This is a genomic window from Paenibacillus chartarius, assembly GCF_042432825.1.
Classification (GTDB): domain Bacteria; phylum Bacillota; class Bacilli; order Paenibacillales; family NBRC-103111; genus Gordoniibacillus; species Gordoniibacillus chartarius.
Genome location: NZ_JBHLWN010000098.1, coordinates 71,223 through 86,241, shown reverse-complemented (window position 1 = coordinate 86,241; position 15,019 = coordinate 71,223). Strand labels below are relative to the sequence as shown.

Below are 15,019 nucleotides of genomic sequence, written 5' to 3'. Positions count from 1 at the left end.
ATGAATGCCGCGAACCGCTGCGGGGGCGGACGCCTATGAAAGACGCATTGATGCAACGCAATCCGGGAGCCCCCGACCTCGCTCCAGCCCCGGCCGTCCAACGCAGGCGAAGCGGGCTGGCGCGCAGAATGCGCCGCAGTATACCGCTCTATGCGATGCTGCTGCCGGTCGTCGTCTATTATATCGTCTTCAAATATGTGCCGATGGGCGGCTTGGTGATTGCGTTCAAGAGCTATAATTTTGCCGACGGTATCCTTCGCAGCCCATGGGTCGGGTGGAAGAACTTCGAGCTCCTGTTCTCGACGCCGAACACAGCCTCGATGATCTGGAATACGCTGTGGCTGTCCGTTCTGAATCTGGCGTTCGGATTCCCGCTGCCGATCGCTCTGGCCGTACTCTTGAACGAGGTGAGACAAGCTTGGGTGAAGAAGTGGGTGCAGACGCTGGTCTATCTTCCGCATTTTTTCTCCTGGGTCATCGTATCCGGTGTCGTGCTGACGCTGTTTGCTACCGACTACGGGACGGTCAACCGGGTGCTCCAGCTGTTATCGCTTCAGCCGGTTACGTTCCTGTACGAGCCCGGCTCGTGGACGGCGATTTTTGTCGGGGCGGGAGTGTGGAAGGAGATGGGGTTCGGCGCCGTCATCTATTTGGCTGCCCTCACGGCGATCGACCCTGCGCTTTATGAGTCGGCCTCCTTGGACGGAGCCTCCAAGTGGCGGCAAATCTGGCATGTCACGCTGCCCGGGATCCGCCACACGATTGTCCTGATGCTGATCTTGACGATCGGCAAGGTGATGGAGGTCGGCTTCGATCATATCTACAACCTGCAAAATTCCGCCGTCGCCGACGTCTCCGAGGTCATCAGCACGTACATGTATAAGCTCGGTCTGCAGCAAGCGCAGTTCAGCTTAAGTACGGCGATGGGACTGTTCGAATCCGTCGTCGGCTTCATCCTGGTGCTGGCGGCAAACCGAATCGCCAAAGCTTACAATCACGCATTGTTCTAAATTTCGCGAATTATTGACGTAAAGAAGGTATGGCATGAAACCGTCGTGGGGAGACCGCTGCTTTTACGCTTTCAACTACATATTCTTAATCCTGATCGCCTTAAGCTGCCTGCTGCCGTTCGTCCATATCGCCGCCGTATCGCTCAGCGAGAAAGCGGCGGTCGACTCGGGCCACGTCTGGCTGTGGCCGGTCGGATTTCAGACGAACGCCTATCGCTTTTTCTTCACGGACACGCAGGCTCTCACCGCTTTTAGCAACAGCCTGGTCATTACCCTGGGTGGCGTAGCGCTCAGCATGCTCGGCACGATCGCAGGGGCTTATCCGCTGTCGCGCTCCTTTCTGGCGGGCAGGAGGCCGCTTGTGATGGGCATGGTGTTCACCATGCTGTTCTCGGGCGGCATGATCCCCACCTACATGGTGGTCAAGGGTCTATCGCTGATCGATACATACTGGGCTCTGTGGCTGCCCGGCCTGGTCAGCACCTACAACCTGCTGCTGATGAAAAGCTACTTCGAGCAGCTGCCGCACGAGCTGGAGGAGGCGGCGCACTTGGACGGCTGCGGGGACATCGCGTATCTTCTGCGTGTCGCGCTGCCGCTGTCAGGTCCGATGCTGGCGACGATCGCCTTGTTTTACGGCGTTCAGTACTGGAACTCGTTCATGAACGTGCTGATGTACATCAACAAGTCCGAGCTGCAAAATTTGACCGTTGTCGTGCAAGCGATGCAGCAAAAGAGCGAACTGATGCTGACGGCCATGGAGGACAGGCAGCAGCAGGAGCTCATGGGCGAAATGGTGAAGGCGGCGGGCGTCATCGTGCTCACTTTGCCGATGCTGGCTGCGTATCCGCTGCTGCAGAGGTATTTTGTCAAAGGCATCATGTTGGGCTCGATCAAAGGGTAAGCATTCCCGCCCGGGAAATCACCGCCGTTAGAAGCGGCTGATCATAGACAATATACTGAGGAGGAACGAAGGGAATGAAGAGCACCAACTGGAAGAAGGGAACGGCGGGGACAGCGGCGGTCATGGCTGCGACCGTTATGCTGGCAGGCTGCGGAGGCGAACAGTCGGCGGCGGGATCTCCTGCGGCGCAGACGCCGAAGCAGGAAGCGGCTGCCCCGGCGAAGCGCCCGGAAATAACGGTCACGATGTACGACCGTGGAGGGGTCCCGGCATCGGAGGGATCCTATGAGGACAATCGCTGGACCCGATGGATCAACCAGAACGGTCCGGTTCAGGTGAAGTATGTGCCGATTCTGCGCAGCGATTCGACGAAGAAGCTCAACATCTTGTTCGCTTCCGGGTCTGCGCCCGATATTATTCACGAGTACAACACGCCGTTCCGCGACAACCTGTACAACCAGAAGCAGCTGCTGCCGCTCGACGATTATTTGAAGCATATGCCGGAATACCAGAAGATATTGGATCGGTATCCGCAGCTGAAGAAGGCGGGTACGATGTCCGACGGGAAGCTGTACTACATCGGCAAAATGAAGGAAGCGACGCCGGCGCACGCGTTCTTCATCCGCACCGACTGGCTCAAGAAGCTGAACTTGACGATGCCGACTACAACGGAAGAGCTTCTGAAGGTAGCGCAGGCGTTCGCCGAGCAAGACCCGGACGGCAACGGCAAGAAGGATACGTACGGCTTGAACCTCTCGACGTATTCCCAGTACGGCGTGAACGAAATGTTCGGAGCGCAGATGTCGGACAGTCAGCTGTCCTGGGGCTTGAAGGACGGCAAAATCGGCATTTTGTGGGAGAACGACCTGGCGGCGCTGACCTTCAAGAAGGCGCTTTATGCAGGGGGCATCATCGACAAGGATTTCTTGAACGACAAGGACGGCGCGAAGGCGAAGCAGGATTTCCTGAACGGCAAGCTCGGCATCTACATGAACGGGAGCACGAGCTGGTATGATTTCCCGGTTAACGACGTGGCGACTTTGAAGAAAAATGTGCCCGGCGCCGAGGTCGATGTGCTGCCGTATCCGAAGTCGCCGCTTGGCGACTATACAGGGGCGATCGATAACCCGATTCAGATGATGACGGCATTCAACGCTAAAGCGAAAGACCCGGTGGCGGCCGCGCAATATATCAATTTCATGATGAAGCCGGAAACCGGCTCGAAGATTGTGAACGGCGATGAGGGCGTCCATTGGAAGAAGGATGCGAACGGCTGCCCGATGCCGCTCGATCCGCAGAAGGTGAAGAACGAAGTAGGCTACGCGGGGGATTATGAGATTTTCCTGAGCAGAGTCGACAAGTGCGACTTCCTCGTCAACAAGTTCGATGCGTCGAAGCCCGAGCAGAAGGCCGCTCTTGAGATGTATAAGAAAGCACAGGACACGTATATGAATCCGGGCAAGCAGTATGCGGGCATCGCTCTTACCCAATATATGCCGACGTTTGCCGGTGACCTGAACGTGATCCATACGACGCTGCACAAGCAAATCACCGACTTGTACGTGAAGGCAATGCTGAGCGGCGACAAATATACGCCGGAGCAGGCGGTGAAGGACGCCCAGGCGGCTTGGGAGCAGGCCGGCGGCAAGAAGCTGGAAGAGGATATCAATACCTGGTACGCCAAAAATAAAGACACGGCCTTCCTGATCAAGGATGTATGGGAGATCGTGAAGGAACAGAAGCAGGTCAAATAAATGGCACGGTAGGCAAGGGGCAGGTTCCGGAGCGTGCGTTGCTTTGGAGGCGGCCTCTTTCCTTATCGGCTTGATGAGGAAAGGAGCGGGGCTAGATGATAGACAAGGGGAGTTATTCCTTCTCGACATGCTGGAACATTAAGCGGCATACGTCCGGTGCCGCCATGATCGAGGAGATCGGCGGTCTCGGATTTCGCCGGGTGGAGCTCAATTACAACGTGACCGCGGATATGCTCGCCGAGATTGAGCCGATGATCGAGGCCGGGCGCATCGGGATATCCAGTGTCCACAACGTGTTTCCTTATGTGGAGGACCGGGATTACGATACGGATTCCGTTATGCTCGGATTCGACGACGCTGAGAAACGGCAAAAGGCGGTTCAGCTGCTGCTGCGGACGATGGAATACGCGCATCGGTATGGAGCCGAGGCTGTGGTCGTTCATCCCGGCGAGGTGCCGTTCGAATCGAATATCGACGCGCAGCTGAAGCTGCTGTACCGCGAGCAGGGCAAGGATTCGCCGGCATACCGCTCGCTGTGGGAGGCGATGCTGGAGCGCCGCGAACGGCTGTCCCCGGTCTACGCCGGGCGTATTCGGGACAGCCTGGAGCAGGTCAGCGAGGTCGCCGCCCGCAAGGGCTGGAACGTGATGATCGGCATCGAGACGAGGTCCCGCTGCTATCAAATCCCGACTCTGCAGGAAGCGAAGCTGATCTGCGAAGGGCTGCGGGGCGGTCCGGTCCGGCTCTGGTACGATATCGGCCATGCGATGATGATGGAGCGCATGGGGCTGTACAGCAACGGCGAGGAGCTCCGCGAGCTGCTGCCCTACCTCTACGGCGTACACATTCATGAGACGCTGGATTTGTCGGACCATTGGTGTCCATACGTCCATAGCGGCAGGGAGGACGCCTTCGATCCGTACCTGGAAGCGATCGGGCGGGCCGCCGTGAGAGTGTACGAGCTTAAGGACAAGTGTACGGCGGAGGACATCGAACGGAGCCATACGGCTATCGCCGCCAAGCTGGAACAGCGCTTCCGCCGCATCAGTGACGGCACCGAATCAACGGATAGAGGATGATGGGCAAATGTGGATTCAGGACAGCAATGCGTTTGACCGGGAGCTGGCGGCCAAGTATGCGCCTGTGCTTTACTTGGACGAGGCCGAGCCTTTCGTACCGGTACAAATCGGGGTGACGGCGCTCCGGCCGGGGGACCGTTCTCCTTCGTTCAACCGGGAGTTCCGGCATCCTTCCGGACATCAAGGCATAACGATTATCGAATATGCCATCTATTGGGATTACGATATTCAGCATCTTTACGAGCTTGAGCATGTATGGGTGTACATCGACGGCGGGGGGCGGGTGATCGACGGCGAGTCCAGCTTCCACGGCAAATATTTGCGGACGCTGCTTCCTGACAGGAGCAACCTGGAGGACGAGACGCATATCCGGCTGTATGCGCAGCCGGGCAAGCACGCCTTCATGCCGAAAGTTGATTATTTCGCGCTCGTGCCGAACCTTGTGGAATGCTGCACGGTTGATGCAGGCAAGGACGGTCTGACCGTAAATCGGATGCTGTCGGACCGGATCCGAAGCAGCCCCGAGATTGACCGGCGGGTGGAGGAACACCTCCGTTCCCTCGCCTTCGTTCCATCCATGCGTTTCAGAAGGCACCCGCTGGCTTCGGACATGTTCGTCGAGTGGCCGGAGCTGCTCGGACAAATTCCCGAACGGCTCGCCGCCTGCTTAGCCGAGATCGGCTATACCGGACCGCTCTATGTCTGACCTGCGATCGAACGAGCAAGGCAAGCCGCTCAGCTTTAGGGGCCTCGCCGGAGCGATGTGGCTCGAGATGTTTCTGCTGCTGCTCATGGGCAACAGCGATACGCTGATGCTCAGCTTCGTGTCCGATCAGGCGGTCGCCGCCGTCGGATATGCGAATCAGTTCGTTACGCTGTCCCTGCTGGTGCTGCGCGTCGTAACCGTAGGTACGCAGGTGCTGCTGGCCCAATATTTGGGCGCACGGATGTGGCAGGACGCAGCCAGGGTAGCCGCCCTTTCTTTGGCGATCAATCTGCTGGTCGGCGTCGTTCTGAGCATCGGCCTGTGGGCGTTCCGGATTCCGCTGCTTCGACTGCTGCATGTGGACGCGGACGTGCTTCCTGCAGCCGAGGTCTACTTGGCGGTCGTTGGCGGCTTCCTGTTCCTGCAAGCGGCGGTGAACGGGGCGACGGGTATTCTTCGCACATACGGCTACGCCAATGAGGCGCTGCTTGCCTCTGTGGGTATGAATGTGCTTCATGTGATCGGCAACGGGCTGCTGATCTACGGGCTCGGGACTATTCCGGCCATGGGGGTGACGGGGGCGGCGATAGCTACCGTTGCCAGCCGCTGGATGGCCATGATTGGACTGGCGGTCATGCTGGTTCGGCTGACGCCGGTACGAATCGAGTGGAAGGGCTTGCTTGCCGTGCGCCGGGAAGATATCCGGGCGCTGCTGCGTATCGGCATCCCGGCCGCCATCGAAACGCTCACCTACCATCTCGTGCAGACAATGTTTCTTTCATGGATTTCCTTAATGGGGACAGGAGCGGTCGCAGCGCGGCAGTATGTCATGAATATTACGATGTTTCTGACCCTGTTTACGGGCGCCTTCAGCTCGGCAAGCTCGATTCTGGTCGGGCGAATGGTCGGAGGGGGCGAGTATGACCGCGCATATGGTCAAGTCTGGCGAAGCCTCGGCTGGAGCCTCGGCTGGGTGACGCTGCTCAATCTGGCTGCCGTCATGTTCGGAAGAGAGCTGATGTCGATCTTCTCCGCCGACCGGCAGATTATCGAATGGGGAACACAGCTGCTGATGCTGAACCTGCTCTTGGAAACGGGGAAAGCGGTCAGCATGAATATCGTCGGCGCGCTCCGTTCCGTAGGCGATGCCCCGATTACCGTATGGGCCGGACTGATCTCTATGGCCGGAATCAGTCTCCCGGCAGGCTATCTGCTCGGCGTGGAGTGGGGGCTGGGTCTTGCCGGCATATGGCTGGCGACCTCGCTCGACGAGTGGCTCCGAGGGCTATCCCTGCTGATCCGCTGGAGAAGCCGCAGATGGCAGTCTATGACCCTCGTGACGCGGGCGGGGCCGTCCGTACCGGCTAAATGAAGGGGGTCCGCAGTCTTTGCCGCCTGTCGGCAGCATTTTAGCAGAAAAGAGGCTGTCCCCGAAAGCGGATGAATGCTGCTTGAGGGCGGCAGTCTCTTTCGTTGTAACTACGTGAAAGATCGGGCCGGGAGAATACGGATATGGCTGCTTGGACAATCGGCTGTTTCCGGTATTCTTTGACCACTTCTTGGGGGCCCCTGCTCTTTAGCCGTTGTTTTTTAGCTTTTCAATGAAATGATCACACCACTGGATATACAGTTTTTCATACTCAATCCCAAATTCCACGACGGATATGCTGGAGGCAATAGGATCCCGCGGATTGGACGGATCGACGATCCGGTTAAGCTCGTTTACCTTGTCCACATATATAGCCAATTTCCCCTCATGCTCCTTCTTTTTCTCCTCTAATCGGGGAATCATTTTTTCAAAATCAATAAGCCAGGAATTGTAAGCCTTCAAAAGGAACTCATCCTTGATGGTCTCCGGCTCAGTAGGCTCCATTGTCCACCGAATCAGTTCTTCCTTCCCGCTTTCTGTGATTCGATATACTTTTCGAGCGGGACGATACTCATTATGTTCGATTTCGTGGAGTGCCACGAGCCCCGCTTCCTCCATCTTCGCCAATTCGGGATAGATCTGATTGCTGCCAGCTTTCCAGAACGGCCCCATCCGACTGTTCATTTGCTGCTTAATATCGTATCCGCTTAGCGGTTCTCGCGCCAATAATGTAAGCATGGCGTAGCGAAAAGAACTCATCGGGCAGACCCCCTCCATGTATTAGGTTATTTTTAACATATAGCTGAATGTTATTTTATCAAGATCAGCATGAAAAATAAAGGTTAAATTTAACCTATGTTGTAATTGACACAACGAAATTGATGTGTTAGTTTTGTTATAAGTTAAATTTAACCTATAAATTCGAGAGGGAGAGCAATTATGACGAAAGGTTCATTGATAGTAGGTTGGGGAGAAATCATTCCGGGACGCGAGAAGGCGGCGCAGGCCACGCTCCAACATGCAATGCAATACTGTGTACGATTGCAGCAGGAAGGGAAGATTGATCGTTTTGAGGTCGTCGTTCTTGAACCGCATGGCAGCGATCTCAACGGCTTCGTTCTGATTACGGGAGACAAGGAGACAGTGGCCCGATTGCGGGTAGAAGATGAGTTTGTCGAAGTGATGGTGGGAGTGCAGCTGGTGCATCGGAATGTGAGGGTAGTCGGTGCTTACACGGGGGCTGGTTTGCAATCCTTGTTTAAGATGTGGGACGAACAAGAAGAGAAGCTGCTCGTTTAGCATATAAGGTATAGCGCTGAGCGGGGCTTGAGTCAGCGGCAGTCCGGCTGCGGGCTGCCGCCTTCTCCTTGTCCCGGCTAAATGGCAGCGGGCCGCAGTCCTTTGCCGCCTGCCGGCTTCATTTTCACAGCATCAATATGGGCAATCAGCGGCATGGCGCGTTGAATCGCCGCCTTCGTTTCGTCCAGGGCGAGGGAGGCTGCATGCGCTTCCGCATCGCTCCAAACCTCGGTGACCCAGATGGCGTCGGGATCGGTATCCGAGACGCTGACGATATAAAGCTCACATTCATGGATGGATTCCATCGCGGCCTGACCCTCCAGCAAAATGGCAACCAAAGCATCCCGCTGACCGGATTTCGCTGTAAATTTCACGTGCATGCCGAATTGGCTCATGTGGGTCGCCTCCGCATCGTGGTTGGTAATTATCTACTAGTATAGACATTTGTGTATCGTATTTATAGTAAAAACGCGACACCTCTCCGCAGAAAAAAGGGCAGCTCTCCGTCGGCCGTATGGACTCGGAAGGGCTGCCCTGTAATCGATTAGTCGATGTGAAGCTTGTAGATCATGGTCATATCCGGATCATTCGTGCTCCAGCTTGTATTCTGGTACCAGATTACATCGCTGCCGCTGACGAGCGGAGCGATATGGCCCGGTGAAGGCACGTCCCGAAGCTGGGCCGGCTGCCGCTGCAGCTTGCCGGAGCCGTCGATGACGGCGTAGAACAGATTGGACGGTTTGCCCTGCTTCTCGTTCCAGAGGAGGACGAATTTGTCGTCATTGATTTTGACCAGGTGAGTTTCCGAAATGTTGATTCCAGATGCGGCGGCATGATGGGTCAGCCAAAGCACTTTCACGTCTTTGCCATCCTTTGCCTGCTTCGGGATGACGCCGAGATACACGTTGTTCGTCTTGTTTGTACCATATTGCTCCGTGAGGGAGACGCTGGAGCCTGCAACGAGATAGTTGTCCGCGGCAACCTCCAAGCCGCCCAGGTGAGCTCCGGTGTAATTGTCGCCGATTGCTCCCGGGAATTTGAGGATGTCCAGCTCGGAGGCGATGCGGCCGTTCTCTTCCGTCTGCACGACGATCGAACGAGGATAAGCGTCGCCGTGATCGGCATAGACGATCCGGTCGCCATCGAATCGGACGTAGGCGGCGAACGAGTGGCTTACGTGATTTAGCGGCCATTGCCCGCCTTTGTACAGAATGGTCATTTGCTTCATATCGACCAGGAACGTAATATTCGATTGGTGGCGCTTGCCGTCATCCGGGGTAAGATAACGCTGCCGCGTCGAATATACGGCGAGCTTGCCGCCATGGCTGTCCATCGTCAGGTTGCCCGCATCGAACGGCTCGGACACGTACACGTCGGCGATGTCGATGCGGCCGGCTTCGTTCCAGGAGCCGTCATATTTGACGATGGAATAGACAGCCTTGTCTTTGTCCTCCTCCATGTTGGACTGGCCGGTTACGACGTAGAAATATCCGTCTTCTCCGTAATGAACGCCGCCGAACTGCGGCAGGCGCTTCGGAACGGTTCGCTCGCCGGTTTTCTCGAAGGCCGACGTGAATTCCTGGACCCGCAAGCCCTGATCCCCGATATCTTCAATGAGAACGATGCCGTTCATCGTGTTCAGGAAGTAGCGATGTGCAATACTAAAGTAGTTGCCATATTGATAATCGTCCGTACGCGAGGTCTCCGTTTGTATCGCTTGCACGGTTACTTCACTTGGAACTGGCTTGTACACCATGATCGCCTTATCGCCCGGCTGCCATACGACGGCACTCCCCAGCTGTTCCGATACGAAGCGGGTCGGAACGAGTACGCGGCCGTCCTTCATGCGGGCGGGCACGTCCAGCGGTACGGTGCGTCCGTTCACCGTGGCATTCGCGTTGTCGACCTGGAGCCGAATCGTCTGATCGTGCAGCTTGGCCGTCACGGTGCGGGTGTCGCCGTCCCAGGCAACGTCCGCTTGCAGCGCTTCCAGCAGCGCTCTCATCGGAATAAGCGAGAAGCCGTTCTCCACCTGCACCTGTACATCCGTCACGAGAAATTGATTGTTGACACAGACGAAGATCGTCTCTTTCGGATCGGGCATATTCGAATAGTCGAATTTCGTATACGTGCCGTCTTGACCGTAAGCGCCGCTGGGCCGCGGCTTTCTTGCTTGCGCAATTTCGGATTGACAGTCGTCCGCAGCAGCCGCAGCCGGGGCGGCGCCCGGAAGCAGGGGGAGCAGCAGCGCAGCTATGCCTACCGTTACCATGAAGCTCTTGATGATAGATTTGATCATGCGAATCCTCCGGTTGTCATTGTTTGCCATGCCTGATGCGATGTCTTCTTTATTCGACACGGATCGAGCCGTTCCTTCCGGATGGAGCACGTTGATCCGTGTCCATTGTCGTGTTTTTACAATACGGCGGGATGGTTTCGATTATAATAAGGCTATATATTCCACACGAGGGGGTCGCCGAGGAACGATGGAATGGAACTATTACAATACCTTTATCACCGTCGCCGCGGACTGTCCGGCGGAGTTCGGCATCGTGCCGCCCGGGCGCAAGAGCGGTCCGACGAAGCCGGGCATCGAATATGAGCTGCTTGCGAATCATCCGTACACCTATACGCAGGAGGAAGTTTTGTATCAAACCTACATCAGGCACAAGCAAATTCCCGAAGAGGAGGCCGCGGCCAAAGATGCGGAGCTGCGGGAGGCGTTCTACTTGAAGCCTCAGCCGTGTCTGCGGGCGTCGATGCTGCCGAAGAAATACGGGTGGGGGCTGCATTTTGACGAGAAAGGCAGAATCGCTCTGGTTGCGAAGGAATCGGCCGAGTACCAGCATTACGCCGGCGGGGCTCCGGAAGTGAAGGTGCTGGCAGCGATGCGAAACAGCAGGAAGGGGTAGGAGAGTATCGATGGCGATCTATGCGGCGTTCTGGCGGGGGATTAACGTCGGCGGCAAGAATATGATCAAGATGGCGGAGCTGAAGAAGACGCTGGAGCTTATGGGGCTCCGCCAGGTGCAAACATACATTAACAGCGGTAACGCTCTGTTCGAGTCGGAGGAACCGGCGGCAGCGCTCAGCGAGCGCATCGAAGCGGAAGTGCTGAAGCTTCAAGGGGTGTCTTCCAAAGTGATGCTGAGAACGGCGGAGGAGCTGGAGCGGATCGTGAAGGAATGCCCTTATCTTGGGGAGATGGACGAGAACGGCAAAAATGTGCACGTCGGCCTCTTGTCCGAACCGGCTTCCGGGCAGCAGCTCGATAAGCTGGCGGACCGAATCGGCGAGACGGACGAGTTTACGGTGTGCAGCCTCGAAATATATTTTCTATACCGTCGGAGCATTCTGGAGTCCAGGCTGGCAAGCAATGTGCAGAAGCTGGGCAAGCAAATTACGACGCGCAATATGAACACGATGAACAAGCTTCACGAGCTGGCGCAGAGAATGAAGGCGTAATCCGGTAGAGGGCTGAGGCACGGGGCGGCGGCATGCTGCCGTTCAAAGTTGAAGAGAACTCGACGTCTTGCCCGGCCCCGCTTTCTTCCACATCCATAGACCGGCAAGCCCCGTCACCGCAATGGCGAGAATTCCTTCCGGGCTCGGCATGGCCGCATAGCTTGCTTCTTCATGGACGGCAATGAATTTCTGCAAAATCAGCGTATCGATAAAAGCATTCCCCATCGTGTGCATGATGACGGCCGGCCACACGCTTCCGCTGATGAATCGAACCTCTCCGTACAGAACCGCCATGGCGATCATGCCGATCATCAAGCGGGGAATGTAGGTGATCATGCTCTCCGCAGTGTCCACGAATACAAACAAATATGGAAAATGCCAAGCTCCCCAAATCAGCCCAACCGTGATATGAACGAGAAGGCGAGGATACCCGAGCATGAACAGCTTGGGAGCCAGGTAGCCTCTCCAGGCAAACTCCTCGAATATATTTTTCACGAAGCTTGGCACAACCGCCATGCCGAAAGCCGCAGCAAAGGCGGCCGGCGACTGGAGCAGATCCGTCCAGCCGAGTCCCAAGCCGATCCCGACAATCAGTACGGCCATTAAGGGGAAAAACAGGAGACTGATCCAATACGGAACTGAATTTCCCTTGAAGCGCGGTTTCATGCCGAAGTCGTGCCACCCGTCTCCCATCCCGCTGCGCAAAATCACCATGCAGAGAAGCGGAGATACGATCCAGATCAGCTGTCCGAGGCTGCCGTTCGCATCCGTTCCGACCTGCATATCGACCAGACGGCCGATCCAGCCGCAGCTCAGCACAACGAGCGAAAATAAGATCACGTTCCGCCGCGTCTTGCTCCTCTTCACGTTCATGTGATCAGCTCCTCCTTGATCTTCTGAAGGTACTTCCCGTACCATTCCTGCAGGAAAGCATAATAATCGGCTCCGAATTCAAGCGTATCCAGTCTGCTCTTCACCTTCGGATCGTGCAGCAGCCCCGGGTTTTGCTCCAGATGCTCCCGGTTCTTCCGCTGAACCATGTTCAGGCTCGCGATGAACGACTCGATTTCACGCATGTACGCTTCAACGAGCTCGAGCTTTCTGGGGCCTTCGACGTAGTTGAAGAAAAACATTTTGACGAGTGCGGGGTCCCGCGGTTTGTCTAACTGGATCGGCTCGGCCGCCCAACGCAGGAATTCCTTCCGCCCTTCCGCGGTGATGGAATACACCTTCTTGGCTCTGGCTCCCCGATGCTCCGTCACGGTCTGTGCATGCCCGTTCTGAATGAGCTTCTTCAGAGCCGGCTGAATGCTGCCTTGGCTGGAATTGTAGAAAAAACCGGTGCTCGACTCCATGCTTTTCTGCAAATCATACGATGATTTATCGCCGTCCAGCAGCAGCCCTAGAATGATTTTATCCTGCATATGGAATTGCACATCCTTTATTGCTAATAGACATGTCTAGTAGATACATTGGCATATGTTGAGCATAATCCCTTAATTGAATGGTGTCAACGGGTAAAAAAATAACCACACCGGCGAAGGGCGTGGTTGCTACAGGCATTACTTGTTCGCGGCGGACCAGTGCGCAGGGCGGACGAAGGCCGGCGGCAGCTTGGTGTGTGCGTCCCCTTGGGCAGCGTTCAATTGCGCTTGGGTGAGGAAGAGACAGTTGGTGAGATCGGCACCTCTAAGGTCCGTGTCCCGCAGGTCCGCCCCGATCAGGTCGGCGAACCGCAGGTTAGCTTCTCTTAAGTCTGCGGCAATGAGATATGCGCCTCTCAAATTCGCGTACCGCAGATCGGCTCCCCGCAGCTTGGCGCCGACGAGATCCGCGCCTCTGCCGTATGCTTTCCGGCTGCGCGGCGGATTCCTGTCTTGCTTGCGGGCCTCGCTGCGGACGAGCTCGCTGGTCTCGAAGAGCAGGTCGCTTACTTTGGCGCGATGTGCGGCAACGTCAAGCTCCATGAGGGCGTCGGCAGGGAGATGGACGCAGCGCTCGGTTTCATGGAAAAGCTGATGCAGTGCGTGATGGAGCGGCTGTGTTGTTTGTAGAGTGAGTGCGGAGGCCAAATACCAGAGCAGCTCGTGGAGCTGCCGCATGACCGGGAACACCTCGAACATAGGCTTGGCCGTCTCCGGGGCTTGCCTCCAGTCGCGGCCGCCGAACGTGACCTGCGAAACGTGCTGGCCGGCGCCAAAGCATTCGAACACGGTACAGCCCCGGAAGCCTTGCTGCCGGAGCTTGCCGTGAATTCCGCAGCGATAATCGTCCTGAAGATTGCGGCAGGGGGTGCCTGCGGCTTTGTCAATCGCAAAGTCTATGGAAGCGGCGAATGCTAGAGAGACGCAGCACAGGCCGAAGCAGTTCTCGCAATCGCTATGTAAATGCAGCGGGCTTTGAGTTATGTCGGGAGCCGAGTCTGTGCGTTGGGAATCTTGCGGCAAAGCGGTTGCCTCCTTTTTGCAGCGTAAGGCTGGTTGGATTGCAGTCCTTCCATCGTAGTATGGATGCGAAGGGGGAGTCAAGATCGGCTTGGATTATAGTGACTGCAAATACAGCTTCCGTCTCAAAAAATATCCGTTGACTTTGACGTTACGTAAAGGTGTACCGTTAAGACGTCGGGAGGGTAAGCATATGGAATACACCGTACAGAAGCTCGGCCACATCGCGGGAGTAAGCACGAGGACGCTGCGGTATTACGACGAGATCGGCATTCTGAAGCCGGCCAGAACGAGCTCGTCGGGTTACCGGATCTACGGCCAGGCGGAGGTGGACCGGCTGCAGCAAATTTTGTTTTACCGCGAGCTGGGTCTTAGCCTGGAGCAAATCAAGGAGATCGTCACGTCCCCGGGCTTCGATGCCGCCGCCGCGCTTCGAGAGCACCGCGAGCAGCTCCTCGACCGAAGAAAACAGCTGGATGCGCTCATCTCCAACGTGGAGAAGACGATCGCAGCGGCCGAAGGGAGAATAACTATGTCCGATAAGGAAAAATTCGAAGGCTTCAAGAAGCGGCTAATTGAAGAGAATGAGGCCAAATACGGTGAAGAAGTCCGTCAAAAATATGGGGACGACCAAGTAGACAAGTCCAATCAAAAGCTGATGAACATGACGGAGGAGCAGCATGCGGCAGCGGCCCGCCTCGCTGGCGGCATTACCGCAGCTTTGGCGGAGGCCATGGAGAGCGGCGATGCGGCGGGCGAGCCGGCCCAGCGTGCGGCGGCTCTGCATAAGCAGTGGCTGACTATGTACTGGGATCAATACAACAAAGAAGCTCATGCGGGGCTCGCCCAAATGTATGTAGACGATGAGCGCTTCCGGGCTTACTACGATGCCGAAAGGCCGGGAACGGCTGAGCTGCTCAGAGACGCCATTCTCATCTTCACGGGCATGAACGAAAACTAGCAGGTCCAGCGGAAAGAGCCGCAGTCCC

General features: G+C 56.5%; 16 protein-coding genes. 10 read left to right on the top strand and 6 right to left on the bottom strand.

The features are described from left to right. Positions 1-35: 35 nt before the first annotated feature. The 6 genes from ACFFK0_RS24365 to ACFFK0_RS24340 all read left to right on the top strand — a co-directional run bounded on the left by ACFFK0_RS24365 (position 36) and on the right by ACFFK0_RS24340 (position 6,825). A complete protein-coding gene (locus ACFFK0_RS24365) occupies positions 36-1,010 on the top strand; it encodes an ABC transporter permease (RefSeq protein ID WP_377472980.1) in 975 nt (324 codons plus the stop codon). Positions 1,011-1,044: 34 nt separating this feature from the next. Then, on the top strand, positions 1,045-1,914 hold the full coding sequence (locus ACFFK0_RS24360; RefSeq protein ID WP_377472979.1) for a carbohydrate ABC transporter permease: 870 nt from the start codon (positions 1,045-1,047) through the stop codon (positions 1,912-1,914). A 74-nt stretch (positions 1,915-1,988) separates the two neighbouring features. Then, positions 1,989-3,668 carry a type 2 periplasmic-binding domain-containing protein gene (locus ACFFK0_RS24355; RefSeq protein ID WP_377472978.1) on the top strand — a complete coding sequence of 560 codons (1,680 nt, stop codon included), beginning with the start codon at positions 1,989-1,991 and terminating at the stop codon, positions 3,666-3,668. A 95-nt stretch (positions 3,669-3,763) separates the two neighbouring features. After that, positions 3,764-4,747, top strand: coding sequence for a sugar phosphate isomerase/epimerase family protein (locus ACFFK0_RS24350; protein WP_377472977.1), 984 nt, complete (start codon positions 3,764-3,766; stop codon positions 4,745-4,747). A gap of 7 nt (positions 4,748-4,754) precedes the next feature. Continuing rightward, complete coding sequence (locus ACFFK0_RS24345) at positions 4,755-5,453, top strand: hypothetical protein (protein WP_377472976.1); 699 nt, start codon at positions 4,755-4,757, stop codon at positions 5,451-5,453. Continuing rightward, positions 5,446-6,825 (top strand): MATE family efflux transporter, encoded by a 1,380-nt coding sequence (locus ACFFK0_RS24340; protein WP_377472975.1) that lies wholly within the window; start codon positions 5,446-5,448, stop codon positions 6,823-6,825. Before ACFFK0_RS24345 ends, ACFFK0_RS24340 begins: the two co-directional genes overlap by 8 nt. 204 nt (positions 6,826-7,029) lie before the next feature. Here ACFFK0_RS24340 and ACFFK0_RS24335 read toward each other — a convergent pair whose 3' ends face one another. After that, entirely contained in the window at positions 7,030-7,581 is a 552-nt protein-coding gene (locus ACFFK0_RS24335) for a PadR family transcriptional regulator (RefSeq protein ID WP_377472974.1), read from the bottom strand. A 180-nt stretch (positions 7,582-7,761) separates the two neighbouring features. Here ACFFK0_RS24335 and ACFFK0_RS24330 point away from each other — a divergent pair, with 180 nt between their 5' ends. Beyond that, positions 7,762-8,121 (top strand): hypothetical protein, encoded by a 360-nt coding sequence (locus ACFFK0_RS24330; protein WP_377472973.1) that lies wholly within the window; start codon positions 7,762-7,764, stop codon positions 8,119-8,121. Positions 8,122-8,198: 77 nt separating this feature from the next. Here the strand turns inward: ACFFK0_RS24330 and ACFFK0_RS24325 are convergent, their stop codons facing one another. After that, positions 8,199-8,516, bottom strand: coding sequence for a putative quinol monooxygenase (locus ACFFK0_RS24325; protein ID WP_377472971.1), 318 nt, complete (start codon positions 8,514-8,516; stop codon positions 8,199-8,201). Positions 8,517-8,665: 149 nt separating this feature from the next. Further along, a complete protein-coding gene (locus tag ACFFK0_RS24320; protein WP_377472970.1) occupies positions 8,666-10,420 on the bottom strand; it encodes a copper amine oxidase N-terminal domain-containing protein in 1,755 nt (584 codons plus the stop codon). A gap of 187 nt (positions 10,421-10,607) precedes the next feature. On the opposite strand from ACFFK0_RS24320, the gene ACFFK0_RS24315 reads away from it, so the two are divergent. Both ACFFK0_RS24315 and ACFFK0_RS24310 read left to right on the top strand, forming a co-directional pair. Beyond that, positions 10,608-11,033, top strand: coding sequence for a DUF6157 family protein (locus ACFFK0_RS24315; protein ID WP_377472969.1), 426 nt, complete (start codon positions 10,608-10,610; stop codon positions 11,031-11,033). A 10-nt stretch (positions 11,034-11,043) separates the two neighbouring features. Further along, the gene (locus ACFFK0_RS24310; protein ID WP_377472968.1) at positions 11,044-11,586 is read left to right on the top strand and encodes a DUF1697 domain-containing protein; all 543 of its coding nucleotides are present in this window, start codon (positions 11,044-11,046) and stop codon (positions 11,584-11,586) included. Positions 11,587-11,628: 42 nt separating this feature from the next. Here the strand turns inward: ACFFK0_RS24310 and ACFFK0_RS24305 are convergent, their stop codons facing one another. The 3 genes from ACFFK0_RS24305 to ACFFK0_RS24295 form a co-directional block, all read right to left on the bottom strand. Further along, positions 11,629-12,459, bottom strand: coding sequence for a CPBP family glutamic-type intramembrane protease (locus ACFFK0_RS24305; protein WP_377472967.1), 831 nt, complete (start codon positions 12,457-12,459; stop codon positions 11,629-11,631). Then, entirely contained in the window at positions 12,456-13,010 is a 555-nt protein-coding gene (locus ACFFK0_RS24300; RefSeq protein ID WP_377472966.1) for a PadR family transcriptional regulator, read from the bottom strand. Before ACFFK0_RS24300 ends, ACFFK0_RS24305 begins: the two co-directional genes overlap by 4 nt. Before the next feature lie 138 nt (positions 13,011-13,148). Then, positions 13,149-14,033 (bottom strand): pentapeptide repeat-containing protein, encoded by an 885-nt coding sequence (locus ACFFK0_RS24295; protein ID WP_377472965.1) that lies wholly within the window; start codon positions 14,031-14,033, stop codon positions 13,149-13,151. 190 nt (positions 14,034-14,223) lie between these two features. Between ACFFK0_RS24295 and ACFFK0_RS24290 the strand changes: the two genes are divergently transcribed. Then, complete coding sequence (locus ACFFK0_RS24290) at positions 14,224-14,991, top strand: MerR family transcriptional regulator (protein WP_377472964.1); 768 nt, start codon at positions 14,224-14,226, stop codon at positions 14,989-14,991. Positions 14,992-15,019: the final 28 nt, after the last annotated feature.

What these genes read in the sequence shown, in the direction of transcription:
- ACFFK0_RS24350 (WP_377472977.1), top strand. Translation starts at nt 3,764, where the DNA reads ATGATAGACAAGGGGAGTTATTCCTTCTCGACATGCTGGAACATTAAG.
- ACFFK0_RS24320 (WP_377472970.1), bottom strand. Translation starts at nt 10,420, where the DNA reads ATGATCAAATCTATCATCAAGAGCTTCATGGTAACGGTAGGCATAGCT.
- ACFFK0_RS24305 (WP_377472967.1), bottom strand. Translation starts at nt 12,459, where the DNA reads ATGAACGTGAAGAGGAGCAAGACGCGGCGGAACGTGATCTTATTTTCG.
- ACFFK0_RS24360 (WP_377472979.1), top strand. Translation starts at nt 1,045, where the DNA reads ATGAAACCGTCGTGGGGAGACCGCTGCTTTTACGCTTTCAACTACATA.
- ACFFK0_RS24325 (WP_377472971.1), bottom strand. Translation starts at nt 8,516, where the DNA reads ATGAGCCAATTCGGCATGCACGTGAAATTTACAGCGAAATCCGGTCAG.
- ACFFK0_RS24310 (WP_377472968.1), top strand. Translation starts at nt 11,044, where the DNA reads ATGGCGATCTATGCGGCGTTCTGGCGGGGGATTAACGTCGGCGGCAAG.
- ACFFK0_RS24290 (WP_377472964.1), top strand. Translation starts at nt 14,224, where the DNA reads ATGGAATACACCGTACAGAAGCTCGGCCACATCGCGGGAGTAAGCACG.
- ACFFK0_RS24330 (WP_377472973.1), top strand. Translation starts at nt 7,762, where the DNA reads ATGACGAAAGGTTCATTGATAGTAGGTTGGGGAGAAATCATTCCGGGA.
- ACFFK0_RS24335 (WP_377472974.1), bottom strand. Translation starts at nt 7,581, where the DNA reads ATGAGTTCTTTTCGCTACGCCATGCTTACATTATTGGCGCGAGAACCG.
- ACFFK0_RS24365 (WP_377472980.1), top strand. Translation starts at nt 36, where the DNA reads ATGAAAGACGCATTGATGCAACGCAATCCGGGAGCCCCCGACCTCGCT.
- ACFFK0_RS24345 (WP_377472976.1), top strand. Translation starts at nt 4,755, where the DNA reads ATGTGGATTCAGGACAGCAATGCGTTTGACCGGGAGCTGGCGGCCAAG.
- ACFFK0_RS24315 (WP_377472969.1), top strand. Translation starts at nt 10,608, where the DNA reads ATGGAATGGAACTATTACAATACCTTTATCACCGTCGCCGCGGACTGT.
- ACFFK0_RS24355 (WP_377472978.1), top strand. Translation starts at nt 1,989, where the DNA reads ATGAAGAGCACCAACTGGAAGAAGGGAACGGCGGGGACAGCGGCGGTC.
- ACFFK0_RS24300 (WP_377472966.1), bottom strand. Translation starts at nt 13,010, where the DNA reads ATGCAGGATAAAATCATTCTAGGGCTGCTGCTGGACGGCGATAAATCA.
- ACFFK0_RS24340 (WP_377472975.1), top strand. Translation starts at nt 5,446, where the DNA reads ATGTCTGACCTGCGATCGAACGAGCAAGGCAAGCCGCTCAGCTTTAGG.